Below are 25,382 nucleotides of genomic sequence, written 5' to 3' on the forward strand. Positions count from 1 at the left end.
TCCGCCTACATCTCGGTAGGCTGCACAGCCATGCCCTCCCCGGTCGTCTCCGAGAAGCGCAGGCCGCAACTACTGACCGTACTGTTCTGGATCGGGGTGGCGTTCGCGCCGATCGCCGCGCTGATCCTGCTGTTCGCCGACGGCAACGGCCCGCTGCGCTTCGCCGCGGTGCTGGCCATCACCGCCGTGGTGCTGATCGGCCTGTCCATCGCGTTGCGTGCCGACGGCGGTGCCCGGTCGTCCGACGAGACGGTGCTCGACGAGTTGGAGCAGCTCCGCCGCGAGCTGCGCAGCGAGATCGTGGCCGCCGCCCAGCGCGGCAACCAGGCGCTGGACCAGTCGCAGCGGGCCGAGGAGCAGGTCACCGCGTTGCGTCGCCGGTTGGACACGGCGGCCGAGCTGGCTGCCGCCGTCGCCGCCCCGCCCGCCGAGGATTCCGTCGCCGGTGCCGGCCGGGCCCGGGTCCCGGCCGCCGAGCCGGCACCGGAGGCCCCGGTGGGCCGGCGACGGGCCGCCGTCGAGGAGCCCCTGTCGGACTGGGAACACCCGGAGAGTTCCGCGCCGGTCGCGGCGGGTCGGGGGCGGGTCCCGGCCGATCGGGAGGCCGCCGAACCGACCGGCCGCCGCTACGCCCCGGAGCGTCCGACCGGGCAGGCCGGGGTGTACGGGGCGGCCACCCGGGAGCCGCGCGGCGGGGTGCCCGCTGCCGAGTCGACGTCCCGTCCGCTCGGGGTGGTGCGGCACACCGAGACCGTGCACGTGACCACTCGGCACACCGTCGTCGACGGCCCCGACCCGGCCGGCGGCTACGGCGGCGGGTACGCCGGCCGGTGGGCCTCGGGCGGGGACGAGTCGTCCTGGGCCGGTGGGGAGCCGGAGCGTTCCTGGTCGACGCCGGCCGAGCCGACCGGCCGGGGCTGGTCGGCCCGACCGGAGGACCGTTCCCGGGCGACCCGTCAGGCATCCCCTGACGACCGGGCCTGGCCGAGCGCCGCCGGCACCGGCTGGTCGCCGCCGGCCGCTCCCGGCCCCGGGTGGTCGACCCCGGGCGACGACCGGCCCGAGCCGGTCCGGCCGGAGTGGTCGGCGGCTGGCGGGGAGGCGGGTGCCTGGTCGGCGGGTGGCCGGTCCGACTGGGCAGAGGGCCGTACCGAGTCGCGCGCCGGTGACCGCCGGGCGCAGGACCGGGCCGATCCGCCGGCCCGTGCGGCGCGGGCCGGTGACCGCTGGGCCGACGTGCGCGACGAGGGACGGGCCCGGGAGGTACGGGTCGGGGAGCGCCGTGCGGAGGCGCGCGCCGACGGCGGCTACCACTACTCGGACCGGTGGGCCTCGGTGCGGCAGGAGGAGCCGTACCGGGACGGGACGGAACCCACCGGCGACCGGTGGGGTGGTGCTCGGCCGGAGCAGGCCGACCGTCCCGCGCTGCCGGCCGGCGGGGTGCCGGTGCCGCAGCAGTGGCGGGAGCCGGCGCGCAGCCACCGGCCGGCCGAACAGTGGCCTGACCACGTGACCCCACCGGCACCGGACCGGCCGGACGGGCAGTGGCCGGCCCGCGCCGAGCCGCAGCCCGCTCGTGAGTGGCCGGCGCGCGCCGACGACCGGCGGTGGGAGGGGCAGCGCGCCGAGCAGTGGCGGGACCGGGAGCCGGTGGTGTCGTGGCGCGACCCCGAGCCCGAGCCCGAGCCCGAGCCGCGCGAGCACCAGCAGTGGGCGGGCGGGCAGCGGTACGGCTACCCGCCGCAGGACGACGTCCCCCGCGCGGGCGGCCACTGGCGCTGACCGCCGGGGTGCACCGCCGACGGCAGGGTCAGTGGCGGTTCACTTGTCGATGTCGCCGACCACGAAGAACATCGAGCCGAGAATGGCGATCAGGTCGGGCACCAGGCAGCCGGGAAGCAGGGTGGCCAGCGCCTGCACGTTGGCGTACGACGCGGTGCGCAGCTTGAGCCGCCACGGGGTCTTCTCGCCCCGCGACACCAGGTAGTAGCCGTTGATCCCGAGCGGGTTCTCGGTCCAGGCGTAGGTGTGCCCCTCGGGGGCCTTGACCACCTTGGGCAGTCGGGTGTTCACCGGGCCGGTGAGCCGGTCGACCCGGTCCAGGCACTGCTCGGCGAGGTCGAGGGAGGCGTACACCTGGTCGAGGAGCACCTCGAAGCGGGCGTGGCAGTCCCCGGCGGTCCGGGTGACCACCGGCACGTCGAGCTGGTCGTACGCCAGGTAGGGGTCGTCGCGGCGCAGGTCGAGGTCGAGCCCGGAGGCGCGGGCGACCGGCCCGGACGCCCCGAACGCGGCGGCGTCGGCGGCCGACAGCACCCCCACCCCGACGGTGCGGGCCAGGAAGATCTCGTTGCGTCGGATCAGGTTGTCGAGGTCGGGCATCCGGCGGCGGACCTCGCCGATGGCGGCGCGGGCCCGTCCGGTCCAGCCGGCGGGGACCTCCTCCTTGAGCCCGCCGACCCGGTTGAACATGTAGTGGATCCGGCCGCCGGAGACCTCCTCCATGACCGCCTGGATGGTCTCCCGTTCCCGGAACGCGTAGAAGACCGGGGTGATCGCGCCGATCTCCAGCGGGTAGGAGCCGAGGAACATCAGGTGGTTGAGCACCCGGTTCAGCTCGGCCAGCGCCATCCGCAGCCAGGTGGCCCGCTCGGGGACCTCCATGCCCATCAGCCGTTCGACGGCGAGCACCACGCCCAGCTCGTTGGAGAACGCCGACAGCCAGTCGTGCCGGTTGGCCAGCACGATGATCTGCCGGTAGTCGCGGACCTCGAACAGTTTCTCCGCGCCCCGGTGCATGTATCCGACGATGGGTTCGGCGGCGACCACCCGTTCCCCGTCGAGCACCAGTTTGAGGCGCAGCACGCCGTGCGTGGAGGGGTGCTGCGGGCCGATGTTGAGCACCATGTCGGTGCCGAGCTGTTCCCCGCCGGCCCCGGTGCCGACGGTCAGCTCGCGCAGTTCACCGGTGTCCGTGGTCATGCCGGTCATCGTGCCATGAGCGCATCGACGGCGACGCCGACCGGCTGGAGCAGCCACCAGTGCCCGCCGAGCCCGGCCGGGTCGGTCAGCTCGGCCACCGTCGAGGCGGCGGCGAGGGCCCGCACGTAGCCGGCCGGGTCGGTGCCGGCCAGGCTCAGCGCCGGTCGGCCGCCGTCGGCCCCGAGCGCCCGCAACGCCTCCCGCTGCGACAGCAACGTGTACGCACACCCGGCGACCTGTGCACCGGCGGCGGCGACGGAGTCCACGGCGACGTGCGCGGTGATGTCGCACGACCCGTCCGGCACCGGGGGGACCTGCCGTCCGTTCCGGTATCCGGTCAACGTTCCGCCCACCGGCCGCCGCTCGCGCAGGTGCCCGTAGTCCACGGCCAATGCCACCCCCCGCCGCACCCGCCCGACCACTCCACCCCAGGCGAGATCCCGCCCGCTGCCCACCTCCACCCGCCCCACCCAGGCCCGCTCCGCCTCCACCCCCGCTCCGGGCCCGGTGATCAAGAGGTTTGCGTCAACGGAAGGGCCCGAAGCTGACGCAAACCTCTTGATCACCGGGGCGGTCGCGGGGGGTGGGGTGGGGGTTTGGGGTGGGGTGGGGTGCCAGGTGGTCAGCCAGGTGAGGTCCTCGGGGGTCAGTGGGGGGCCTGGGGTTTCCTCGCCGGTGCTCGGGTCCACCAGGTGGTAGCGCCAGCCGGTGACGGTGGGGACGGCCACGTCCAGGGGGACGTTGTCCAGCCATTCGGTGGCGGTCAGCAGACCGGTGATTGCCCCCGGGGGCTCGGTCGTCCAGGCGATGGCGGGCGGCAGGTCCGTCGGGCGGGGGGCCAGTTCCACGGCCGTGAGGCGCAGGCGGTCAGACAGCGGCGTCGTAGCCGCGTCGGGCCCCGCCGAGCCGTGGGCGAGGGCGGCCAGGGCGCGCAGCAACTCACCCCGGCCGGCACCGACGTCCACCACGTCGAACGGGGTGGGGAAGCCGAGGGCGGCGTCGAGGCGGGACACGAGCCGGAACACCGCCGCCGCGAACGCCGGGGAGGCGTGCACGCTGGTCCGGAAGTGGTCGGCCGGGCCGGAACCGGAGACGAAGAAGCCGTGCGGCCCGTAGAGGGCGGCTGCCATGGCGTCCCGCCAGCGAATCGCGTTCATCCCGTGTTCAGGGTCCGTCACCGTGCCGACCCTACGGTCTGCGGGCATGAGACGAATCGTGATCCCCGCGCTGGCGGTCGTACCGCTGCTGGTGACGACCACCGGTGCCGCCGCCGCGCCCGCCCGCCACGACGTGCCGCGTGCGGTCCGGGCGGTGGCCGAGACCCCCGCCCTGTTCGACGACGCCGCCGGTGGCGACGCCGACGCCGACGATCCGGCGATCTGGGTGCACCCGACCGACCGGGCCGGCAGCCTGGTGATCGTCACCGCCAAGAACGGCGGCCTGCGGGTGTACGACCTGAGGGCCCGGGAACGGCAGGCGATGGCCACCCCGCCGGCCCCCGGTCCGGACGACGAGGCGGGCCGGTTCAACAACGTCGACCTGGTCAGCGGCTTCCGGTTGGCGGGCCGGCCGGTCGACCTGGCGGTGGTCACCGACCGGGGGCGGGACCAGCTCCGGTTCTACCGGATCGACCCGGTGTCGCGGCGGCTGGTCGACGTGACCGCGCCGCAGCCGCCGTTCGCGTTCAGCCGGGACCAGGCGGAGGTGAACACCCAGCGCACCGCGTACGGGTTGGGCACGTTCACCGACCGGGACGGGGCCGCGTACGCGGTGGTGAGCCGGCGCAGCACCCCTGAGGTGGGGGTGTTCCGGCTGGTGGAGCAGGCCGGGCGGGTCAGCTACCGGCCGGTGGGGCGGCTGGTGCTGCCGTCGACGTTCACCCTGCCGGACGGCTCCGCCTGGTCGCCGTGCACCGACCCGGGGGACGGCCCGCAGGTGGAGGGGACGGTGGTGGATCCGGCCACCGGCGTGGTGTACCTGGCGCAGGAGAAGGTCGGCCTGTGGCGGACCCGACTGGTCGGTGGCCGGTTCGTGGGCGTACCCCGGTCGGTGGAGCGGGTCCGCGAGTACGGCGTCCCGGCGGTCTTCGACCCGGCGGCCGACGACTGCGTCACCGACCACACCGCCGACCCGGGCTTCGGCGGGCGGATCGCCCAGGACGTGGAGGGCCTGACGATCATGCGCACCGGCCGGTATGCGGGCACCCTCGTCGTGTCCAGCCAGGGCGACGACACGTTCTTCACCTACGACCGGGTCAGCAACCGGCCGACCGGGCGGTTCGCGGTGGTCGACGGCCGGTTCGACGGCGCGCAGGAGTGCGACGGGGCGGCGGTGACGGCCACGCCGCTGCCGGGCTTCCCCGGCGGGCTGCTGGTGGTGCAGGACGGCCGCAACACCCCGACGACGCCGGACGGGGACGACGGGGTACGCCCGGACAGCAACGTCAAGTTCGTCGACGCCGGGTTCCTGGCCGGACGGCGGTGAGTTGCCACACCGGGCCCCCGGCCGCCACCGGGGCGCCCGGTGCCGGCGGTCGGTGAACGTTTTCACACATCCTTGTTCGGGTTCCCTGCCCCCGGCGCATACTTGCCCTCGACCGGTACCCCCTTCGAGGACTGGATCGTTGCCATGAGCGCACCGCTGCGCCCGCGTCCGGCTGCCCCCGGCGTCGCCGTACCGCAGGGCCCCGTCGGACCCGGCGTCCCGTTCGTCCTTCCCGCGCAGCTCACCGTCGGTGTGGTCGGTGCCGGCCGGGTGGGGGCCGTGCTCGGCGCGGCGCTGGTCGCCGCCGGGCACCGGGTGGTGGCCGCCTCCGGCGTCTCCGGGGCGACCCGGGCCCGGATCGCGCTGCTCCTGCCGGACGCCGAGATCAGGTCGGCCACCTCGGTCGCCCGGGAGGCCACCGACCTGCTGCTGCTCGCCGTCCCCGACGACGCGCTGGCCGGTGTGGTCGCCGGGCTGGCCGACACCGGGGCGCTGCACCCCGGCCAGGTGGTCGCGCACACCTCCGGCGCGCACGGGCTGGCCGTGCTGGCCCCGGCCGCCGCCGTGGGTGCCCGGCCGCTGGCCCTGCACCCCGCGATGACCTTCACCGGTACGCCTGACGACCTGTCCCGGCTGGCCGGGATCTCCTTCGGGGTGACCGTCCCGGCGGAGCTGCGGGCGGCGGCGGCCCGGCTCGTCGCCGACCTGGGCGGGGTGCCGGAGTGGGTGGGGGAGACCGACCGGGTGCTCTACCATGCGGCGCTGGCACACGGCGCCAACCATCTGGTGACCCTGGTCAACGAGGCGGCCGACCGGCTGCGGGACGCCGGGGTGACCCAGCCGGAGAAGGTGCTGGCCCCGCTGCTGCGGGCGGCATTGGAGAACGCCCTGCGGCTCGGTGACGACGCGCTCACCGGCCCGGTGTCGCGCGGCGACGCGGGCACCGTACGACGGCACCTGCTCCGGCTGGCGCAGACCGCGCCGGAATCCGTCGCCCCCTACCTGGCGTTGGCCCGACGGAGCGCGGACCGGGCGATCGCGGCGGGCCGGCTGCGCCCGGTCGACGCCGAGTCCCTGCTCGACGTGCTGGCAGGCGTCCACCGCGAGGTGGCGGCGTGAACCGGGTGCCGTGGGCCCGGCAGGCGAAGGAGGGCTGAGCAATGACGGAGCTGGTGCACACCCGGGCGGAGCTGGCGAAGGCGCGGGCCGGGCTGACCGGCACGGTCGGCGTGGTGATGACGATGGGTGCGCTGCACCCGGGGCACGAGACGCTGATCCGGGCCGCCCGGGAGCGGGCCGACCACGTGCTGGTGACGATCTTCGTGAACCCGTTGCAGTTCGGCCCGAACGAGGACTTCGACAGGTACCCGCGCACCCTCGACACCGACCTGGAGGTGTGCCGGCGGGCCGGCGCGGACCTGGTCTTCGCCCCGTCCGTGGCGGACATGTACCCGGACGGGCAGCCCGCGGTCCGGGTGAACCCGGGGCAGCTCGGTGAGGATCTGGAGGGGCAGAGCCGGCCCGGCTTCTTCCACGGGGTGCTGACCGTGGTGTTGAAGCTGCTCCAGCTCACCCGGCCCGATCTCACCTTCTTCGGGGAGAAGGACTACCAGCAGCTGACCCTGGTCCGCCGGATGGCCCGGGACCTGGACGTGCCGGTGGAGGTGGTCGGCGTGCCCACCGTCCGGGAGCCGGACGGGCTGGCCCTGTCCAGCCGCAACCGCTACCTGTCGGCGGACGAGCGGCAGGCTGCGTTGGGGCTGTCCGCCGCGCTGCGCGCCGGTGCGGAGGCCGCCGAGCGGGGTGCCGACGCCGGTGAGGTGCTGTCGGCCGCGAACCGGGCGCTGGGCGGGACGGCGGGCGTGCGGTTGGACTACCTGGTGCTCACCGATCCGGATCTGGAGCCGGGGCCGGTCACCGGGCCGGCCCGGCTGCTGATCGCGGCCTGGGTGGGCGGCACCCGGCTGATCGACAACCTGGCCATCGACCTCGCCCCCCGATCCTGACCACGCACACCACCTGTCGAGAGGCACCACGATGCTCCGCACCATGCTCAAGTCGAAGATCCACCGGGCGACGGTGACCCAGGCCGACCTGCACTACGTCGGTTCGGTGACGGTGGACCAGGATCTGCTCGACGCCGCCGACCTGCTCCCGGGCGAGCAGGTGGCGATCGTGGACGTGACCAACGGGGCCCGGCTGGAGACGTACGTGATCCCCGGTGAGCGGGGCAGCGGCGTGATCGGCATCAACGGCGCGGCGGCGCACCTGGTGCACCCGCAGGACCTGGTGATCCTGATCTCCTACGGTCAGATGGACGACGCGGAGGCCCGGACGTACCGCCCCCGGGTGGTCCACGTGGACGCCGACAACAGGGTGGTTGAGCTGGGCGGCGATCCGGCGGCTGCGGCCCCCGGGACGGCCGGTGACCCGGTGCCGAGTCCACTCGCCGTCGTGGGCTGACCGGAATTCCGGTCTGTTACCGGAAGGTCATTTTTGGTTACCCTGGGCTGACCGTCGGATTGACGGTCGTCGGCTGGGGGAGGCCGCGTTGCGCCGTGCGATGAGGGTCCGCCGAGCGGTGACGCTCGTGATCGCCGCCGTGGCGGCGGGAGCGGTCCTGGCGGCCTGCGGCGCCCCGGGCGGCCTTGACGGCGATCTCACCGACGACTGGGCGGCCCTGCCGCCGGCCGGGCCGTTCACCCCCGCGGCAGGCGTGTGCCAGGTCGCCGACTTCACCGACACGGTCTCCCTGGCGGCGTACGCGCCGGTGGACTGCGCGGTACCGCACCGGGTGGAGACGGTGCACGTGGGCGTGTTGCCGGGTTCGCGGGCCACCGCGCCGGCCACCGGCTCGACGGAGCTGCGGGGCGCGTTCGCCGAGTGCGACACCCGGGCTGCCGGCTACGTGGGCGACGACTGGCGGGCCGGCCGGCTGCGGCTGGCGGTGGCGGTGCCGACCGCGCCGGGTTGGGCGGCCGGGGCCCGCTGGTTCCGGTGCGACCTGAGCGAGCTGAACACCGTCGAGGCGGCGGCCACCGTGGTCACAAGGACGGGCAGCCTGCGGGACGCGTTGAAGGGCCCCTCCCCGCTGCGGCTGGGCTGCCAGCGGGCCAAGAGCGGTGGTCGGGGTGCCGGGGTGCAGGTGCTGGTCCCAGTGGAGTGCGCGGCCGTGCACGAGGCGGAGTTCGTGGGCGTCTGGAAGGCCCCCGACCGGCCGTATCCGACCAAGGACGTCGACTGGCTGCCGATGTACGCCGGCTGCCGCGGCACGCTGGCCCGGTACGTGGGGGTGCCGAACGACACCAGCCTGCCCTTCCGTAGCGGGGTGGTGGTGCGTCCGCCCGGTCCTGGCCGGTGGCGGGTCGGTGACCGGGGGGTCCGCTGCTATCTGTGGTTGAGCGACCGGACGGTGACGGCCTCACTGAAGGGCGGCGGTCCGGCCGCCCTGCCGGTGCGGACGAAGTAGCGGACGGGGTAGCCGAAACCACTCGTCCCGCCCCCCGCCCCCCGTCGCGAGGATCGTTCGGGTTGACTGTGGTCATGGAACTTCGTCCGACCGTCGACCTGCCGGCCCTGCCCAGCCTGCTGGCTGCTCCCGCGCCCGGCTGGGTGGAGACCACCGACGTGATCGTGGTCGGCTCCGGGGTGGCCGGGCTCACCGCCGCGCTGCACCTGCGCGAGGCGGGCCTGCACGTCACCGTGGTCACCAAGGTCAACATCGACGACGGTTCGACCCGCTGGGCGCAGGGCGGGATCGCCGCCGTGCTCGACCCGGCGGACTCGCCCGCCGCGCACGCCCGGGACACCGAGATCGCCGGGGTCGGACTCTGCGACCCGGCGGCGGTCCGGGTGCTGGTGGAGGAGGGGCCGCTGCGGCTGCGGGAGCTGATGCGCATCGGCGCGGAGTTCGACCGCAACCCGGACGGTTCGCTGATGCTCACCCGGGAGGGCGGGCACCGGGCCGACCGGATCGTCCACGCCGGTGGTGACGCGACCGGGGCGGAGGTGCAGCGGGCCCTGCACGCGGCGGTCCGCCGCGACCCGTGGATCAGGCTGGTCGAGCACGCCCTGGTGCTGGATCTGCTGCGCGCCCCCGGCGACGGCCCGGACTCCCCCGGCCCCGCCTGCGGGATCACCCTGCACGTGCTCGGCGAGGGCAGTGAGGACGGCGTCGGCGCCCTGCTGGCCCGCGCGGTGGTGTTGGCCACCGGCGGCATGGGGCAGGTCTTCTCGGCCACCACCAACCCGGCGGTCTCCACCGGCGACGGGGTGGCGCTGGCGCTGCGGGCCGGCGCGGCCGTCACCGACGTCGAGTTCGTGCAGTTCCACCCGACCGCGCTGATCGTGCCCGAGCCGGCCCGGGTGCCCGGGGCCGGCCTGGCCCAGCAGCCGCTGGTCTCCGAGGCGCTGCGGGGCGAGGGTGCGCACCTGGTCGACGCCGACGGCAAGCGGTTCATGCTCGGCCAGCACGAACTGGCCGAGCTGGCCCCCCGCGACGTGGTGGCCAAGGGCATCCACCGGGTGCTGCTGGCCACCGGCGCGGATCACGTGTTTCTCGACGCCCGGCACCTCGGCGGCGACTTCCTCGCCGGGCGGTTCCCGACCATCGTCGCGTCCTGCCTGGCCATCGGGGTCGACCCGGCGACGGACCTGATCCCGGTCGCCCCGGCCGCCCACTACGCCTCCGGCGGGGTCCGCACCGACCTGCGCGGCCGGACCTCCATCCCCGGCCTGTACGCCTGCGGCGAGGTCGCCTGCACGGGTGTGCACGGTGCGAACCGGCTGGCCAGCAACTCGCTGCTGGAGGGGCTGGTCTTCTCCCGTCGGATCGCCGAGGACATCGCCACCGGGCTGCCCGAGCAGGCGCAGCCGGCGTCGACCGGCGCGTGGGTGGGCGGCGGGGGTGGGGTGCTGTCCGCCGATGGCGTGCCGGCGCTGCAACGGTCGATGACCCGGGGTGCCGGGGTGCTGCGGTCGGCGGCCAGCCTCGCCGGGACCGCCGCCACCCTGACCGGGCTGGCCGGGGACGCCGGCCGGGCGGGCACCGCCGGTTGGGAGGCGACGAACCTGGTCACCGTGGCGGCGACCCTGGTCGCCGCCGCGTACGCCCGGCAGGAGACCCGGGGCTGCCACTGGCGGGAGGACTTCCCGACGGCCGACGAGGGATGGCGCGGTCACCTGGTCGCGGCGGTCGGCACCCGGGGCGAGTTGACCGAACGCTGGGAGGCCGTGCCCTGACCACCCGGAGCGGGCCGGGTTTGCGAGCCCCGTAGTGGCGAACGGAAGGAAGTACATTGCGCGAACCGACGCGGCAGGCGTTGACGAGCGGTGGGCTGGACCCGGAACGGGTGCGGCGGGTGATCGTCGACGCGCTCACCGAGGACCTGGGGGCGGACTTCCGCGACGTCACCAGCGTCGCCACCATCGCGGCCGGGCAGACCGACACCGCCGACCTGGTGGCCCGGGAGGACGGGGTGGTGGCCGGGCTGGCGGTGGCCGCCGCGGTGTTCGAGCTGGTCGGGGAGGTGACGGCTGCGGAGCGTACCGTCGAGGTGGTCGTGGTGGCCCACGACGGCGCGCGGGTGGCCCGGGGTGACGTGCTGGCGACGGTGACCGGCCCGACCCGGCTGCTGCTCACCGCCGAGCGCACCGCGCTGAACCTGCTCTCCCGGATGTCCGGGGTGGCCACCCACACCCGGGCCTGGGCGGACGCCCTGGCCGGCACCAAGGCGACCGTGCTGGACACCCGCAAGACCACACCCGGCCTGCGGATGCTGGAGAAGTACGCGGTCCGCGTCGGCGGCGGCACCAACAAGCGGATGGGCCTGTACGACGTCGCCATGATCAAGGACAACCACAAGCTGGCCGCCGGTGGTGTCGGGGCGGCCTACCGGCGGGTCCGGCAGACTTTCCCCGAGGTGCCGGTGCAGGTGGAGGTGGACACCCCGGCCGAGGCGGTGGAGGCGGTCGAGGCCGGTGCCGACTTCCTGCTGCTGGACAACATGTCCCCGGCGACCCTGCGCGAGGTGGTAGCGGCGGTCGGCGACCGGGCCGAACTGGAGGCGACCGGTGGGCTGACCCTGGAGGTGGCAGCCGAGTACGGGGCGACCGGGGTGGACTACCTCTCGGTGGGCGCGCTGACGCACTCGTCGCCGATCCTGGACATCGCCCTGGACCTGCGCGAGCGGTGAACCGGCACAGGTCGCCGGACGCCGGCCCACTCCTCGCGTCCGGCGGCCCGGCCGGCGTCTAGGCTGCGTGCGTGCTGCTCTGCATCGACATCGGAAACACCAACACCGTGCTGGCGACGTTCGACGGCGACCGCCTGGTGCACTCGTGGCGGATCAAGACCGACGCCCGTTCGACGGCGGACGAGCTGGGGCTGATGTTCCGGGGGCTGCTGGCCGGTGACGCCGTCGAGATCACCGGGGTGGCCGCCTGCTCGACGGTGCCGGCGGCGCTGCGCTCGCTGCGGACCATGCTGGCCCGCTACTACGCCGACCTGCCGAGCGTGGTCGTCGAGCCCGGGGTACGCACCGGCGTGCAGCTGGCCATCGACAACCCGAAGGAGGTCGGCGCGGACCGGGTGGTCAACACGCTGGCCGCGTACACCCTCTACGGTGGCCCCTCGATCGTGGTGGACTTCGGCACCACCACCAACTTCGACGTGATCAGCGGCCGGGGGGAGTTCCTCGGCGGGGCGTTCGCCCCCGGCATCGAGATCTCCTTCGACGCGCTCGCCGCCCGCGCCGCCCAGCTGCGCAAGGTGGAGGCGAACAAGCCCCGCTCGGTGATCGGCAAGAACACCGTGGAGTGCCTCCAGTCCGGCCTCTACTTCGGCTTCGCCGGGCAGGTCGACCGGATCGTCGAGCGGATGACCGAGGAACTCGGCGAGGTCCGGGCGGTGATCGCCACCGGTGGGCTGGCCTCGGTGGTGATCGGCGAGTGCCGGACCATCACCCACCACGAGCCGATGATCACCCTGATCGGCCTGCGCATGGTCTACGAACGCAACACCTGATCACGGCGGCCGGGCCGGTGGTGGCGGTTCAGCGCCGCCGGGCCCGGAAGACCAGCGTCTGGTACGGCAGCTCGACGGTCGCCCGGCCGGCCAGGTCGGGGTGGGTGGCGAACAGCTCGCGCACTTCCCGGTCCATCCGTTGCCGCTGCTGCGGGGCGGCGACCAACCAGTGCGAGCGGGTACGCATCAGCCCGAGGACCTCGTCGGAGGTGACTGTCGTGCGGTGGGTGAACCGGCCCAGCTCGACCGGGCCGAAGGCCGCACCGAAGGTGGTCACCTTCACGGTCAGGTCGCTGATGCTCTCGCCCATCTGGGCGATCCGCCCCAGCTCGGCCACCCAGCCGACCGTTTCGTCCCGGATGTTCCAGATCGGGGCGAAGATGCCGTCCGGCTGGAGGACCCGGGCGATCTCGACGTGCGCGCGTTCCCGGTCGAACCAGTGGTACGCCTGCCCGACCAGCACCGCGTCCGCACTCGCGTCGGGCAGCGGGACCGCCTCGGCGCAGCCGGCGAGGGCGGTGGTCCCCGGGACGGCCGTGTCGAGCCGGGCCCGCATCGCCGGGTCGGGTTCGACCGGAGTGACCCGGTGGCCGAGGGCCCGCAGGTCACGGGTGAGCAGGCCGGTGCCGGCACCCAGGTCGACCACGTGCGCGTCGTCGCCCGTGCCGGCCAGCGCCCAGCGCAGCGCCTCGGCCGGATAGCCGGGTCGGAACCGGTCGTAGTCGGCGGCGATCGTGCCGAAGGAGCGTGCGCGGGTGTGGTCGACCATGGCGGGCAGGTTATCCCGTAACGGCCGCCCGGGGGCTTGAGTACGCTCATGGGCTGACCCCGCCGAAACTCCCTTAGCCGAGGAAGCGTGCCGTGACCGAGCAGAACGCCGTGCCAGTGGACCCCGCCGACGACCTTCCCGAGCAGATGAAGGTCCGCCGGGAGAAGCGGGACCGGATGCTCGCCGAGGGCGTCGAGCCGTACCCCGTCGGTTTTCCCCGGACCAGCACCCTGGCCGAGGTGCGCGAGCGGTACGCCGAACTGCCCACCGACACCGCGACCGGGGACCGGGCCTCGGTCACCGGCCGGGTGATCTTCGTACGGAACACCGGCAAGCTCTGTTTCGCGACCCTGCGCGACGGTGACGGCACCGAGTTGCAGGCGATGCTCTCCCTGGACCGGGTCGGCGCGGAGCGGCTGGAGGACTGGAAGCGCCTGGTCGACCTGGGTGACCACGTCGGGGTCACCGGCGAGGTGATCACCAGCCGGCGCGGTGAGCTGTCGGTGCTCGCCGACGAGTGGGCGGTGACCGCCAAGGCGTTGCGTCCGCTGCCGGTGGCGCACAAGCCGCTGAGCGAGGAGGCCCGGGTCCGCCAGCGTTACGTGGACCTGATCGTCCGCCCGCAGGCCCGCCAGATGGTCCGGACCCGGGCCGCGGCGGTGCGCAGCCTGCGTGACTCGTTGCACGGTCAGGGATTCATCGAGGTCGAGACGCCGATGCTCCAGTTGCTGCACGGCGGCGCGGCGGCCCGCCCATTCGTGACCCACAGCAATGCACTCGGTACTGATCTGTATCTGCGAATCGCGCCGGAACTGTTTCTCAAGCGCGCCGTGGTCGGCGGGGTCGACCGGGTGTTCGAGATCAACCGCAACTTCCGCAATGAGGGAGTCGACTCGTCGCACTCGCCGGAGTTCGCGATGCTGGAGACCTACCAGGCGTACGGCGACTACGACACGATGGCCGAGTTGACCCGTAATCTCGTGCAGCAGGCGGCGGTGGCGGTCAGCGGCTCCACGACGGTGACCCACGCCGACGGGCGCGAGTTCGACCTGGGCGGGCAGTGGCGCTCGGTGACCCTCTTCGGGGTGCTTTCCGAGGCGCTCGGCGAGGAGGTCACGGTCCGCACCGACCGGGCCCGCCTGGTGGAGTACGCCGACAAGGTGGGGCTCGCGGTCGACCCGAAGTGGGGTCCGGGCAAGCTGGCCGAGGAGCTGTTCGAGGAACTGGTGGTGCCGGGCCTCCAGGCGCCGACCTTCGTGCGGGACTACCCCGAGGAGACCAGCCCGCTGACCCGGGCCCACCGCAGCGAGCCGGGGCTGGCCGAGAAGTGGGACCTCTACGTGCTCGGCTTCGAGTTGGGCACCGCGTATTCGGAGCTGGTCGACCCGGTGGTGCAGCGGGAACGCCTGGTCACGCAGGCGCAGCTGGCCGCCCGGGGCGACGACGAGGCCATGCGGCTGGACGAGGACTTTCTCCGGGCCATGGAGTACGGAATGCCGCCCGCCGGGGGTATGGGAATGGGAATCGACCGGCTCTTGATGGCGCTGACCGGCCTGGGAATTCGGGAAACCATCCTCTTCCCGTTGGTCCGTGCCGAGTAGCTCCCCGGTGGGACCTTTGCCGGGTCGTTACAGCGACCTATTGACGTGGCAAGCATCGGGCGGGTTATCGTGCTCCTATTGCAGGAGCACCCTGCTCGAAAGGAATGTGGGACGTGGCCAAGCAGATCATTCACAAGCTGGTCGATGACCTGGACGGCGGGGACGCGGACGAGACCGTCAAGTTCGCCCTCGACGGTGTTCAGTACGAGATCGACCTGTCGAACTCCAACGCCGACAAATTGCGGGATGTTTTCGCGCCGTACGTGGCCGCCGGTACCCGGGTCGGTCGCGGCGGTGTGGTCGTGGGTGGCCGGGCTGCCCGGGGCCGGGGCGGGGCGACCGCCGACCGCGAGCAGAACAAGGCGATCCGGTCCTGGGCCAAGAAGAACGGCAAGGACATCTCCGACCGGGGTCGCATCCCGCAGGAGATCGTCGACGAGTACCACGCGACCCGCTGAGCGTCAGTGGCGAACCGACGCCGGGCCGGAGCACCCCTCCGGGCCGGCGTCGCCGTCTGGGGCCGGTCCGGGCGGTCCGCGGTGCCTCCGGGCGTCGCGGGTGCTCCTCCTTGCGCCCGGCGGCGGTACCCGGCCCGGAAGGGAAGTTTTCCGGCTCCGGGGGCGTTGTCCACAGACGGTGGAGACTTCGTCCACAGCCTGTGGATGACCCACGGGCCCCCGGGAGGGCGTCGTGCACCCCGGGCGAATTTCGCTCTGCGCGTACAGGCTGGGGTGCCGGAACACCTCCTGAGCGCGGATGGTTGGTCAAAACGACGTCGGAATGGCTCGGTACGAGGAGACACGACCTCAGCGGAGTCGGTCAGCGGCGATAGAGTAAGGAGGCACGGACGCCCGTCCCGGACGTCCGAGCACCGGCCCCGCCAAGATCTCGCAGTCGAGGCGCACGGCACGTGAGGAGCACGAGGGCATGTTCGAGCGGTTCACCGACCGAGCGCGACGGGTTGTCGTCCTGGCCCAAGAAGAGGCCCGGATGCTCAACCACAACTACATCGGTACGGAGCACATCCTGCTGGGCCTGATCCACGAGGGTGAGGGTGTGGCGGCCAAGGCCCTGGAGAGCCTCGGCATCTCCCTGGAGGGCGTCCGTCAGCAGGTCGAGGAGATCATCGGCCAGGGCCAGCAGGCGCCGAGCGGGCACATCCCGTTCACGCCCCGGGCCAAGAAGGTGCTGGAGCTGTCCCTGCGCGAGGCGCTACAGCTCGGCCACAACTACATCGGCACCGAGCACATCCTGCTCGGGCTGATCCGCGAGGGCGAGGGCGTCGCCGCCCAGGTGCTGGTGAAGCTGGGCGCCGACCTCAACCGGGTCCGTCAGCAGGTGATCCAGCTCCTCTCCGGCTACCAGGGCAAGGAGCCGGCCGCCGCCGGCACCGCGCCGGGCGAGGCCGCGCCGTCGACCAGCCTCGTGCTGGACCAGTTCGGCCGCAACCTGACCCAGGCGGCCCGCGAGGGCAAGCTCGACCCGGTGATCGGGCGCGAGAAGGAGATCGAGCGGGTCATGCAGGTGCTGTCCCGCCGCACCAAGAACAACCCGGTCCTGATCGGTGAGCCAGGCGTCGGCAAGACCGCCGTGGTGGAGGGCCTGTCCCAGAAGATCATCAAGGGCGAGGTGCCCGAGACGCTCAAGGACAAGCAGCTCTACACCCTCGACCTCGGTGCCCTGGTCGCCGGCTCCCGCTACCGGGGTGACTTCGAGGAGCGCCTCAAGAAGGTGCTCAAGGAGATCCGCACCCGGGGCGACATCATCCTGTTCATCGACGAGATCCACACCCTGGTCGGTGCGGGTGCCGCCGAGGGCGCGATCGACGCGGCGAGCATCCTCAAGCCGATGCTGGCCCGTGGCGAGCTCCAGACCATCGGTGCGACCACCCTCGACGAGTACCGCAAGCACCTGGAGAAGGACGCCGCGCTGGAGCGCCGTTTCCAGCCGATCCAGGTGGGTGAGCCGTCGCTGGCCCACACCATCGAGATCCTCAAGGGCCTGCGCGACCGCTACGAGGCGCACCACCGGGTGAGCATCACCGACGCCGCCCTCGTGGCCGCCGCGACGCTTGCCGACCGGTACATCTCCGACCGCTTCCTGCCCGACAAGGCGATCGACCTGATCGACGAGGCCGGGGCCCGGATGCGTATCCGCCGGATGACCGCGCCGCCAGACCTGCGTGACTTCGACGAGCGGATCGCCCAGGTGCGCCGCGACAAGGAGTCCGCGATCGACGCGCAGGACTTCGAGCGGGCCGCCCAGCTGCGCGACAAGGAGAAGCAGCTCCTTGGCCAGAAGGCGCAGCGGGAGAAGGAGTGGAAGGCCGGTGACCTGGACGTCGTCAGCGAGGTCGACGACGAGCAGATCGCCGAGGTCCTGGGCAACTGGACCGGCATCCCCGTCTACAAGCTGACCGAGGAGGAGACCTCCCGGCTGCTGCGGATGGAAGACGAGCTGCACAAGCGCGTCATCGGCCAGGAGGACGCGGTCAAGGCGGTCTCGAAGGCGATCCGGCGTACCCGGGCCGGCCTGAAGGACCCGAAGCGGCCGTCCGGCTCGTTCATCTTCGCCGGCCCGTCCGGTGTGGGTAAGACCGAGCTGTCCAAGGCGCTCGCCGAGTTCCTGTTCGGCAGCGAGGACGCGCTGATCCAGCTGGACATGTCCGAGTTCCACGACCGCTACACGGTGTCTCGCCTGGTCGGTGCCCCTCCCGGTTACGTCGGTTACGACGAGGGTGGCCAGCTGACCGAGAAGGTCCGTCGTCGTCCGTTCTCGGTGGTGCTTTTCGACGAGATCGAGAAGGCCCACCCGGACGTGTTCAACACGCTGCTCCAGATCCTGGAGGACGGCCGGTTGACCGACGGTCAGGGTCGGATCGTGGACTTCAAGAACACGGTTATCATCCTGACCACCAACCTGGGCACCCGGGACGTCGCCAAGGCGGTGTCGTTGGGCTTCCAGCAGTCGGAGGACTCCGAGTCCACCTACGACCGGATGAAGCAGAAGGTCAACGACGAGCTGAAGCAGCACTTCCGGCCCGAGTTCCTCAACCGGATCGACGACACCATCGTCTTCCACCAGCTGCGTCAGAACGAGATCCTCTCGATCGTGGACATCATGATCCAGCGGATCGAGGGCCAGCTCCGCAACAAGGACATGGGTCTGGAGCTGACCGACAATGCCAAGAAGTACCTGTCCAAGAAGGGCTTCGACCCGGTGTTGGGTGCCCGTCCGCTGCGTCGGACGATCCAGCGCGACATCGAGGACAACCTCTCCGAGCGGATCCTGTTCAACGAGCTGACCCCCGGTCAGATCGTGGTGGTGGACTGCGAGGGCGACCCGGAGGACATCGACAAGTCGAAGCTGGTCTTCCACGGCTCCGACCGTCCGGCCGCAGTGCCGGACGCCGTCCCGGCCGACCTGGGTGGCGCCGCCACCACGGGCGAGTAGGCCCCGACGGGCCGGTAGGACATCGAGCACGAGGGCGGCGGCCCGGTGGCGTGAGCCACCGGGCCGCCGCCCTTTCCGCCTACCACCGGTCTTCCTCGGTGCACGCGGAGCCGCAGTCGCTGGTGACGGGCCGTGCGGGGCCTGCCCGGAGCGGGGGCGCGGTCAGCCGGGAAGCGGCCAGGCCGGCTGTTCCGGGGTCCGGGTCAGCCGGGAAGCGGCTGGGTGGCGGGGCCGTCCCCGATGAGCCGGAAGTGGTCCTCGCCGACCGGCTCCACCATGCCGTCCTTGACCAGCGCGGCGAGTGCCCTGGCCCGCTGCACGTCGTCGTGCCACACCTGGTCGAGCCGCTGGTGCGGCACCGGGCCGATGGCGTCCCGGAGCACCCCGAGCAGCAGCCCGCGTACCTGACGGTCGGTGCCGGCGTACCGCTGGATCTTGCGGGTCGGACCGGCGGGTGCCACCTGGCCGGAGGCCCGCCAGGCGCAGATCGACTCGACCGGGCAACCCGTGCAGCGCGGCGAACGGGCGGTGCAGACGATCGCCCCGAGTTCCATGAAGGCGGCGCTGGCCAGCGCGGCGGCGGCCGGCTCCACCGGCAGCAGCTCCGCACAGGCGACCAGGTCGGCCGGGGTGGTGGCCGGGCCGGCATCCGGTGCACCGGCGACGGCCCGGGAGACGACCCGCCTGACGTTCGTGTCGACCACCGGGTGCCGCTGACCGTAGGCGAACGCGGCGACCGCCCGCGCCGTGTACGTCCCGATGCCGGGCAGCGCCAGCAACTGGTCCAGCTGGTCGGGCACCCGCCCGCCGTGGCGTTCCACGATCGCCACCGCGCACTCGTGCAGTCGTACCGCGCGGCGGGGGTAGCCGAGCCGACCCCACATCCGGATCGCCTCGGCCGGGGTGTCGGCGGCGAGGGCGGCGGGATCGGGCCAGCGGGCCAGCCAGGCGTGCCAGGCGGGCAGCACACGTACCACCGGGGTCTGCTGGAGCATGACCTCGCTGACCAGGATCGGCCAGGCCCCGATGCCGGGCACCCGCCAGGGCAGGTCGCGGGCGTTCTGCTCGTACCACCGGCTGACCAGGGTGGTGAATGTGGGTTCAGTCATCGCGCCGACGATGATGTCACGCGATGCCTTCCCGCTGGTTGGGCGGGCCGGGCGGGGCGTCGCCGGGTCGCCGGGCGGATCGGGCAGAATGCCCGGATGAGCGAGCTCGCGATCACCGTCATCGGTCGGGACCGGCCCGGCATCGTGGCCGACGTCGCCGAGGTGCTCGCCGGGCTCGGCGCGAACCTCACCGACTCCACCATGACCCGGCTACGCGGTCACTTCGCCATGACCCTGATCTGTGTCGGCCCCGCCGCCGCCGAGGTCGAGGCCGCCCTGACCCCGCTGGCCGCCGACGGTCAACTTCTGGCCACCGTACGCGTGGTCACCCCGGACGGTACGGCGACGGCGGCGGGTGAACCGTACGTGCTGGCGGTGCACGGCGCGGACCGGATGGGCATCGTCGCGGCGATGACCAGGGTGATCGCCGAGGCGGGTGGCAACGTGACGGATCTGAGCACCCGGCTGGCCGGCACGCTCTACGTGGTGGTGGCCGAGGTGGATCTGCTTGCCGGCCGCGCCGACGAGCTGGCCGGCCGGCTCGCCCGAACGGCCGCCGACCTGGGGGTCGGGGTCTCCCTGCGCCCCGCCGACCCGGACCTCCTGTGAGCGCGAGGAGTGAGCCGGGGTTGCGAGCCCCGCAGTCGCGAACCGAGGTGGCCCTGTGAGCGCGAGGAGTGAGCCGGGGTTGCGAGCCCCGCAGTCGCGAACCGAGGTGGCCCTGTGAGCGCGAGGAGTGAGCCGGGGTTGCGAGCCCCGCAGTCGCGAACGGAGGCGAACCCGTGAGCGCGGAACCGTACCTCGGGCTGGGCGGCTGGACCCCGGCGGACCTGGGCGTGCCGGGGGAGGTGCGCCGGGTGGTCTGCGCCCCTGAGGCGGTGCTGAGCCGGCCGGGGCCGCAGGTGGATCCGACGGCCGAGGAGACCGTCCGGCTCGCCGCCGACCTGGTCGCCACGATGCGGGTGTCGCCCGGCTGTGTGGGGTTGGCGGCGCCGCAGGTGGGGGTGGGGGCGCAGGTGTTCGCGGTGGACGTGACCGGGCATGCCAAGGCGGTGACGGTGCACGGCACCTTCGTGCTCTGCAACGCCCGGGTGGTCGAGGCGAGCCGTTGGAAGCCGGGTCGGGAGGGCTGCATGTCGGTGCCCGACCTGACCGGTGACGTGAAGCGGGCCAGCCGGTTGGTGGTGGAGGGGGCGCTGCCGGGCAGTGGCACGCCGGTCCGGCTGGTCACCGACGGGTTCGAGGCGCGTGCCCTGCAACACGAGATCGACCACTGCGCCGGGCTGCTCTTCCTCGACCGGGTGGCTGGCGCGCACGCGGTCTACCAACGCAAGGTCTACCTGTGACCCGGCCGGTCACCGCTCCGGTGGGGCCGGTTCCCGCTGCAGCGGGCCGGCCGACTGTCGTCAGTGGAACGTGGTTCGCCGCCCGGTGGCCGATACCCGGCGAGTCGTGGCCGGTCCACGTGCGCTGCGCCGCTACGGTGGGGGCATCATGCGTCTGACGGTCGGTCCCCTGCCTTCCGCCGTGTACTGGCGGCGTCGCGCCGTCGTACTCGGAGCGGGGCTTCTGCTCCTGGTTGTTCTGCTCTACTCGTGTGCCCGATCGGGGGACACCGGCGCCACACCGGGCGCCGGGGCCTCGTCGTCGGCTCCCGCCGCGGGCGCGGCCACACCGACGGCCGCCTCGCCGCCCGCCGGGTCCGCATCCCCGTCGGGTGGTTCCGATGCGGCGGGCCCGCCCGCCGGGCCGACCGCCGACCCGGACACGAGCAGCGCCCCGGCCGCCGATCCGCCCGCCCCGCCTGTCAACCCGGCCCGGGTCGACGACGGCACCTGCACCGACAGTGAGATCGTGGTGACCCCGGTGGCGCTGCCTGCCGAGGTGAGCAGCGGTGCCCCGGTCGATCTCAGCCTCAAGGTCAGGAACAAGTCCCAGCGGACCTGTAACCGGGACGTCGGCGCGGACGCCCAGGAGTTGTTCATCAAGTCCGGCGCGGAGAAGGTCTGGTCGTCGGACACCTGCGGCACCGGCCGGGGTTCCGACGTGCAGACGTTCACCCCCGGCTTCGAGCGCTCCTACCAGCTCACCTGGAACGGCATGGACGCCAGCCGGTGCAAGCAGGGGGTGGCCGCAGGCCCCAACCCGCCGGCCGGCAACTACCAGGTCTTCGCCCGGGTGGGCACCAAGCTGAGCGAGCCGGTCAAGCTGGTCGTCACCGGCTGACCGGCCCCCGGTCAGACGTAACGTTCCAGGATGGACGCCTCGGCCAGCCGGGACAGCCCTTCGCGGACGCCCCGGGCGCGTGCGTCACCGACGCCCTCGACGGCCTGGAGGTCCTCCACGGTCGCCCCGAGCAGCCGCTGGAGGCTGCCGAAGTGCAGCACCAGCCGGTCGACGATGGACACCGGCAGCCGCGGCACCTTGGCCAGCAGCCGGAACCCGCGCGGGCTGACCGCCGCGTCGAGCGCGTCGGAGGCGGCCGGGTAGCCGATCGCCTTGGCGACCGCGACCAGGTCGATCAGCTCGGTCGCACCGAGCAGGTCCAACTCGACCAGCGCCTCGTCGAGGGTGCGCGACTTGCGGCCGGTGGGCAGGTAGTCCCGGATGACCAGGGTACGGTCGGCGTCGACACCGGCCATCAGCTCGTCGAGTTGCAGGGCGAGCAGGCGACCGTCGGTGCCCAGCTCGACCACGTACCCGGCGATCTCGTCGGCGATCCGCCTGACCATCTCCAGCCGCTGCACCACGGCGACCGCGTCGCGCACGGTGACCAGATCCTCGATCTCCAGCGCGGACAGCGTGCCGGAGACCTCGTCGAGGCGGAGCTTGTAACGCTCCAGGGTGGCCAGGGCCTGGTTGGCCCGGGAGAGGATCGCCGCCGAGTCGTCGAGCACGTGCCGCTGCCCGTTGACGTAGAGGCTGATGATCCGCATCGACTGGCTGACCGAGATGACCGGGTAGCCGGTCTGCCGGGCCACCCGCTCGGCGGTACGGTGCCGGGTGCCGGACTCCTCGGTCGGGATGGACGGGTCGGGCATCAGGTGCACCCCGGCCTGCACGATCCGGGTGCCGTCGCTGGAGAGCACCACCGCGCCGTCCATCTTGCACAGTTCACGGACCCGGGTCGCGGAGAACTCGACGTCCATCGGGAAGCCGCCGGTGCAGATCCCGTCGACGACCTTGTCGTAGCCGAGGACTATCAGTGCGCCCGTCCGGCCGCGCAGGATGCGTTCGAGCCCGTCGCGCAACGCGGTGCCGGGTGCCATCAGGGCGAGGTTGGCCCGCAGCGGGTCACCGGCGTTGCCGGTGGCCCCGGCCACGCTCACGCTGATCGGACGGGTGGGCGAGCCCACGGCGGCGGCGCGGGTGTGGGGCGTCGCGCCGGCAGGCTTGGCGGCGTCGCGGTCGGTCGGCACGGGCACAGTCTACGGACTGCCCTGCGGTGGGTGCTCCCGTGGTTACTGTGATGTGTCACGGCGTCGTCTTCCTCCACCTGCCGGACCTGCCGGACGTTGACCGGTATGGGCCGACCGGTACCCCGCCGTCGCCACCCTCGGTCACTCCGCGGATGCGCGGGCGACCGCCTGGAGCGCCGACCGGACGTCCGTGACCTCGGTCACCCGCATGTTCTCCGGGCCGGCACCGGTGCTTTCCGGGCCGCAGCCGGGCGGCACCAGCGCCATCCGGAAGCCGAGCCGGGCCGCCTCGGCGAGCCGGCGGGGGACCGCGCCGACCCGGCGCACCTCGCCGGTCAGCCCGACCTCGCCGATCGCCACCAGGTGCGGCGCGATGGCCAGGTTGAGCCCGCCGGAGGCGACCGCCAGCGCGACCGCGAGATCGGCGGCCGGCTCGACCACCCGGATGCCGCCGACGGTGGCTGCGAAGACCTCCCGGTCGTGCAGGGTCAGCCGTTCGGTACGGCGTTGCAGCACCGCCAGCACCATGGCCAGCCGGGCCCCGTCGAGCCCCGAGACGGTACGCCGGGGCGACCCGGCCACCGTCGCGCCGATCAGCGCCTGCACCTCGGTCAACAGCGCCCGCCGCCCCTCCATCGCCACGGTGACGCAGGTGCCCGGGACCGGCTCGGAGTAGCGGGTGAGGAAGAGCCCGGACGGGTCGGCCAGGCTGCTGATGCCCCCCTCGTGCATCTCGAAGCAGCCGACCTCGTCGGCCGCGCCGAACCGGTTCTTGATTCCCCGGACCATCCGCAGCGAGGAGTGCTTGTCTCCCTCGAAGTGCAGCACCACGTCGACCAGGTGTTCCAGCACCCGGGGGCCGGCGACCTGACCGTCCTTGGTGACGTGACCGACCAGCACGGTGGCGATGCCGCGCTCCTTGGCGACCGCGACCAGGGCGGCGGTGACGGCCCGGACCTGGGTGACCCCGCCCTGCACCCCCTCGGTGCCGGTGGTGGAGATGGTCTGCACCGAGTCGAGGACGAGCAGGCCCGGCTTGACCGCGTCGAGGTGCCCGAGCACGGCGCTCAGGTCGCTCTCGGCGGCCAGCCAGAGCTGTTCGTGCAGGGCACCCATCCGCTCGGCGCGCAACCGGACCTGGCTGACCGACTCCTCGCCGCTGACCACCAGCGACGGGCTGCCGGCGCTGGCCGCCCACTGCTGCGCCACGTCGAGCAGCAGGGTGGACTTGCCGACCCCAGGCTCACCGGCCAGCAGGACCACCGCGCCGGGGACCAGGCCGCCGCCGAGGACCCGGTCGAGTTCGCTGACCCCGGTGGGGCGGGCCCGGGCCGGCGCGGCGCTGATCGTGGCGATCGGCCGGGCCGGCTCGGCCGGCATCCGGGAGCTGACCACCCGGCCGGAGACGACCGGCCCGGTGACGGTGGACTCGACCACCGAACCCCACTCGCCGCACTCCGGGCACCGCCCGACCCACTTGGGTGGCTGGTGGCCGCAGGCGTCGCACTCGTAGGCGGGGCGGGGCTCGCGGGCGGCCCGGCCCCGGGAGGTGCCGGCACCGCTGCGGGCGGGGGTCGATCGGGAGGTGGTCACCCCAGGACGCTAACCCCCACCGGTGACGAAAACACCGCCGGCGTGGTGGTCACCACGCCGGCGGTGTCGTCGGTGTCTGCGGGCCGGCCGGGTCAGCCGCCGTGGCCGGAGGTGCCCTCCTGGCCGCTCTCCTCGCCACCCTCGCGGTGCACGATCGGGGAGGGGCGGGCGGCCGGGCTCAGCGGCACGCCGACCGGGACCGGGGTGCTGACGGTACGGCCGTCGCCGAAGTCGAAGGTCAGGTTGACCTGCTGGCCGGTGCGCAACGCCTCGTTGAGCCCGATGAGCTGGAGGTGCTGGCCGTTCTGCACGTTGAGCTGTACGTAACCGAGCGCCGGGATCTCGATCCGGGCCGGCTGACCGGCCGGCGCGGACGGGCCGGCCGACGGCGAGGCCCCCTCGGACGGGGACGCCCCCTCGGACGGCGAGGCCCCCTCAGATGGGGAGGCCCCCTCGGCCGGGGAGGCGCTGCCCGATGGCGACGGGCTCTCGGACGGCGACGCGCTCTCGGAGGGGGAGGCGGAGCCGGAGGGGCTGGCCGAGCCGGCGGCCCCGGTGAGCACGATCTGCCGGGCGCTGTCGGTGGTGACGGTGACGGTGACCGGGTCCCGGGTGTCGTTGTAGATCACGGCGTTGAGCGCGGCGTTCGCCCCGGCGGTGAGACCGTCCTCGCCCGGGTAGGCGACGTAGAGACCACGCACCTTGTAGGCGTTGTCCGACGTCTGGACGTTGACCCCCTGGACCGACGGCTGCTTGTTGGCGGTCTCGGACACCTGGCCCGCCCCGCAGCCCGTCGCCAGCAGGGCGGTCGCCCCCGCCAGGCCGGACAGCAGCAGGGTGGCCCGCCGGGAACCCCTGATCGAGCGCGTCACGTCGGTCCTCCTCGTCACGATCCCCACCCGGTGCGTGCCCCGGGCGTGGGGTGGTCATACCCGCGCAGACCGCGCT

At 73.3% G+C, this 25,382-nt stretch carries 22 protein-coding genes; 15 read left to right on the forward strand and 7 right to left on the reverse strand.

Features of this window, described 5'->3' with window-relative positions; translation table 11 throughout:
- Positions 1-30 precede the first annotated feature (30 nt).
- Positions 31-1,782 carry a hypothetical protein gene (locus JQN84_RS06095; protein WP_204957463.1) on the forward strand — a complete coding sequence of 584 codons (1,752 nt, stop codon included), beginning with the start codon at positions 31-33 and terminating at the stop codon, positions 1,780-1,782.
- 39 nt (positions 1,783-1,821) lie between these two features.
- Here JQN84_RS06095 and JQN84_RS06100 read toward each other — a convergent pair whose 3' ends face one another.
- Positions 1,822-2,991: an NADH-quinone oxidoreductase subunit D gene (locus JQN84_RS06100; protein WP_204957464.1), complete on the reverse strand. Its 1,170-nt coding sequence runs from the start codon at positions 2,989-2,991 to the stop codon at positions 1,822-1,824.
- Positions 2,988-4,139, reverse strand: a complete 1,152-nt coding sequence (locus JQN84_RS06105; RefSeq protein WP_204958147.1) for an SAM-dependent methyltransferase — start codon at positions 4,137-4,139, stop codon at positions 2,988-2,990. Before JQN84_RS06105 ends, JQN84_RS06100 begins: the two co-directional genes overlap by 4 nt.
- Positions 4,140-4,185: 46 nt before the next feature.
- Here JQN84_RS06105 and JQN84_RS06110 point away from each other — a divergent pair, with 46 nt between their 5' ends.
- The 8 genes from JQN84_RS06110 (at position 4,186) to JQN84_RS06145 (ending at position 12,490) form a co-directional block, all read left to right on the forward strand.
- Positions 4,186-5,466 (forward strand): phytase, encoded by a 1,281-nt coding sequence (locus JQN84_RS06110; RefSeq protein WP_204957465.1) that lies wholly within the window; start codon positions 4,186-4,188, stop codon positions 5,464-5,466.
- A 144-nt stretch (positions 5,467-5,610) separates the two neighbouring features.
- The gene (locus JQN84_RS06115; RefSeq protein ID WP_204957466.1) at positions 5,611-6,585 is read left to right on the forward strand and encodes a Rossmann-like and DUF2520 domain-containing protein; all 975 of its coding nucleotides are present in this window, start codon (positions 5,611-5,613) and stop codon (positions 6,583-6,585) included.
- 41 nt (positions 6,586-6,626) lie between these two features.
- Entirely contained in the window at positions 6,627-7,472 is an 846-nt protein-coding gene (gene panC, locus JQN84_RS06120; RefSeq protein ID WP_204957467.1) for a pantoate--beta-alanine ligase, read from the forward strand.
- A gap of 31 nt (positions 7,473-7,503) precedes the next feature.
- Positions 7,504-7,929, forward strand: a complete 426-nt coding sequence (gene panD / locus JQN84_RS06125; RefSeq protein WP_204957468.1) for an aspartate 1-decarboxylase — start codon at positions 7,504-7,506, stop codon at positions 7,927-7,929.
- Between the two features lie 100 nt (positions 7,930-8,029).
- Positions 8,030-8,935, forward strand: coding sequence for a septum formation family protein (locus JQN84_RS06130; RefSeq protein WP_204957469.1), 906 nt, complete (start codon positions 8,030-8,032; stop codon positions 8,933-8,935).
- A 74-nt stretch (positions 8,936-9,009) separates the two neighbouring features.
- Positions 9,010-10,707 carry an L-aspartate oxidase gene (locus JQN84_RS06135; RefSeq protein WP_204957470.1) on the forward strand — a complete coding sequence of 566 codons (1,698 nt, stop codon included), beginning with the start codon at positions 9,010-9,012 and terminating at the stop codon, positions 10,705-10,707.
- A 56-nt stretch (positions 10,708-10,763) separates the two neighbouring features.
- A complete protein-coding gene (nadC, locus tag JQN84_RS06140) occupies positions 10,764-11,660 on the forward strand; it encodes a carboxylating nicotinate-nucleotide diphosphorylase (protein WP_204957471.1) in 897 nt (298 codons plus the stop codon).
- A 71-nt stretch (positions 11,661-11,731) separates the two neighbouring features.
- Positions 11,732-12,490, forward strand: coding sequence for a type III pantothenate kinase (locus JQN84_RS06145; protein ID WP_088647577.1), 759 nt, complete (start codon positions 11,732-11,734; stop codon positions 12,488-12,490).
- A gap of 28 nt (positions 12,491-12,518) precedes the next feature.
- On the opposite strand, the gene JQN84_RS06150 is transcribed toward JQN84_RS06145, so the two are convergent.
- Positions 12,519-13,259: a class I SAM-dependent methyltransferase gene (locus JQN84_RS06150; protein ID WP_204957472.1), complete on the reverse strand. Its 741-nt coding sequence runs from the start codon at positions 13,257-13,259 to the stop codon at positions 12,519-12,521.
- Positions 13,260-13,351: 92 nt separating this feature from the next.
- On the opposite strand from JQN84_RS06150, the gene lysS reads away from it, so the two are divergent.
- The 3 genes from lysS to JQN84_RS06165 all read left to right on the forward strand — a co-directional run bounded on the left by lysS (position 13,352) and on the right by JQN84_RS06165 (position 18,313).
- Complete coding sequence (gene lysS, locus JQN84_RS06155) at positions 13,352-14,860, forward strand: lysine--tRNA ligase (protein WP_204957473.1); 1,509 nt, start codon at positions 13,352-13,354, stop codon at positions 14,858-14,860.
- A 113-nt stretch (positions 14,861-14,973) separates the two neighbouring features.
- Positions 14,974-15,318 (forward strand): histone-like nucleoid-structuring protein Lsr2, encoded by a 345-nt coding sequence (locus JQN84_RS06160; protein ID WP_168222573.1) that lies wholly within the window; start codon positions 14,974-14,976, stop codon positions 15,316-15,318.
- A gap of 469 nt (positions 15,319-15,787) precedes the next feature.
- Entirely contained in the window at positions 15,788-18,313 is a 2,526-nt protein-coding gene (locus JQN84_RS06165; RefSeq protein WP_088647575.1) for an ATP-dependent Clp protease ATP-binding subunit, read from the forward strand.
- Positions 18,314-18,516: 203 nt separating this feature from the next.
- On the opposite strand, the gene JQN84_RS06170 is transcribed toward JQN84_RS06165, so the two are convergent.
- Complete coding sequence (locus JQN84_RS06170; RefSeq protein ID WP_204957474.1) at positions 18,517-19,422, reverse strand: iron-sulfur binding domain-containing protein; 906 nt, start codon at positions 19,420-19,422, stop codon at positions 18,517-18,519.
- Between the two features lie 96 nt (positions 19,423-19,518).
- Between JQN84_RS06170 and JQN84_RS06175 the strand changes: the two genes are divergently transcribed.
- The 3 genes from JQN84_RS06175 (at position 19,519) to JQN84_RS06185 (ending at position 21,648) form a co-directional block, all read left to right on the forward strand.
- Positions 19,519-20,031, forward strand: a complete 513-nt coding sequence (locus tag JQN84_RS06175; RefSeq protein ID WP_204957475.1) for a glycine cleavage system transcriptional repressor — start codon at positions 19,519-19,521, stop codon at positions 20,029-20,031.
- A gap of 173 nt (positions 20,032-20,204) precedes the next feature.
- Entirely contained in the window at positions 20,205-20,768 is a 564-nt protein-coding gene (locus JQN84_RS06180) for a peptide deformylase (RefSeq protein WP_204957476.1), read from the forward strand.
- 148 nt (positions 20,769-20,916) lie between these two features.
- A complete protein-coding gene (locus tag JQN84_RS06185; RefSeq protein WP_204957477.1) occupies positions 20,917-21,648 on the forward strand; it encodes a hypothetical protein in 732 nt (243 codons plus the stop codon).
- 11 nt (positions 21,649-21,659) lie between these two features.
- Here the strand turns inward: JQN84_RS06185 and disA are convergent, their stop codons facing one another.
- From disA to JQN84_RS06200, 3 genes are all read right to left on the reverse strand, one after another.
- Positions 21,660-22,841 (reverse strand): DNA integrity scanning diadenylate cyclase DisA, encoded by a 1,182-nt coding sequence (disA, locus tag JQN84_RS06190; RefSeq protein WP_204957478.1) that lies wholly within the window; start codon positions 22,839-22,841, stop codon positions 21,660-21,662.
- Between the two features lie 141 nt (positions 22,842-22,982).
- A complete protein-coding gene (gene radA / locus JQN84_RS06195) occupies positions 22,983-24,434 on the reverse strand; it encodes a DNA repair protein RadA (protein WP_204957479.1) in 1,452 nt (483 codons plus the stop codon).
- Positions 24,435-24,526: 92 nt separating this feature from the next.
- Complete coding sequence (locus tag JQN84_RS06200; protein WP_204957480.1) at positions 24,527-25,306, reverse strand: copper chaperone PCu(A)C domain-containing protein; 780 nt, start codon at positions 25,304-25,306, stop codon at positions 24,527-24,529.
- Positions 25,307-25,382 lie beyond the last annotated feature (76 nt).

Source organism: Micromonospora humidisoli, from assembly GCF_016900955.1.
Classification (GTDB): domain Bacteria; phylum Actinomycetota; class Actinomycetes; order Mycobacteriales; family Micromonosporaceae; genus Micromonospora; species Micromonospora wenchangensis.

Bases quoted from the DNA above. Each gene is read 5' to 3' on its own strand.
- JQN84_RS06095 (WP_204957463.1), top strand. From the start codon at position 31: ATGCCCTCCCCGGTCGTCTCCGAGAAGCGCAGGCCGCAACTACTGACC.
- JQN84_RS06100 (WP_204957464.1), bottom strand. From the start codon at position 2,991: ATGACCGGCATGACCACGGACACCGGTGAACTGCGCGAGCTGACCGTC.
- JQN84_RS06105 (WP_204958147.1), bottom strand. From the start codon at position 4,139: ATGAACGCGATTCGCTGGCGGGACGCCATGGCAGCCGCCCTCTACGGG.
- JQN84_RS06110 (WP_204957465.1), top strand. From the start codon at position 4,186: ATGAGACGAATCGTGATCCCCGCGCTGGCGGTCGTACCGCTGCTGGTG.
- JQN84_RS06115 (WP_204957466.1), top strand. From the start codon at position 5,611: ATGAGCGCACCGCTGCGCCCGCGTCCGGCTGCCCCCGGCGTCGCCGTA.
- panC (WP_204957467.1), top strand. From the start codon at position 6,627: ATGACGGAGCTGGTGCACACCCGGGCGGAGCTGGCGAAGGCGCGGGCC.
- panD (WP_204957468.1), top strand. From the start codon at position 7,504: ATGCTCCGCACCATGCTCAAGTCGAAGATCCACCGGGCGACGGTGACC.
- JQN84_RS06130 (WP_204957469.1), top strand. From the start codon at position 8,030: ATGAGGGTCCGCCGAGCGGTGACGCTCGTGATCGCCGCCGTGGCGGCG.
- JQN84_RS06135 (WP_204957470.1), top strand. From the start codon at position 9,010: ATGGAACTTCGTCCGACCGTCGACCTGCCGGCCCTGCCCAGCCTGCTG.
- JQN84_RS06150 (WP_204957472.1), bottom strand. From the start codon at position 13,259: ATGGTCGACCACACCCGCGCACGCTCCTTCGGCACGATCGCCGCCGAC.
- JQN84_RS06165 (WP_088647575.1), top strand. From the start codon at position 15,788: ATGTTCGAGCGGTTCACCGACCGAGCGCGACGGGTTGTCGTCCTGGCC.
- JQN84_RS06170 (WP_204957474.1), bottom strand. From the start codon at position 19,422: ATGACTGAACCCACATTCACCACCCTGGTCAGCCGGTGGTACGAGCAG.
- JQN84_RS06175 (WP_204957475.1), top strand. From the start codon at position 19,519: ATGAGCGAGCTCGCGATCACCGTCATCGGTCGGGACCGGCCCGGCATC.
- JQN84_RS06185 (WP_204957477.1), top strand. From the start codon at position 20,917: ATGCGTCTGACGGTCGGTCCCCTGCCTTCCGCCGTGTACTGGCGGCGT.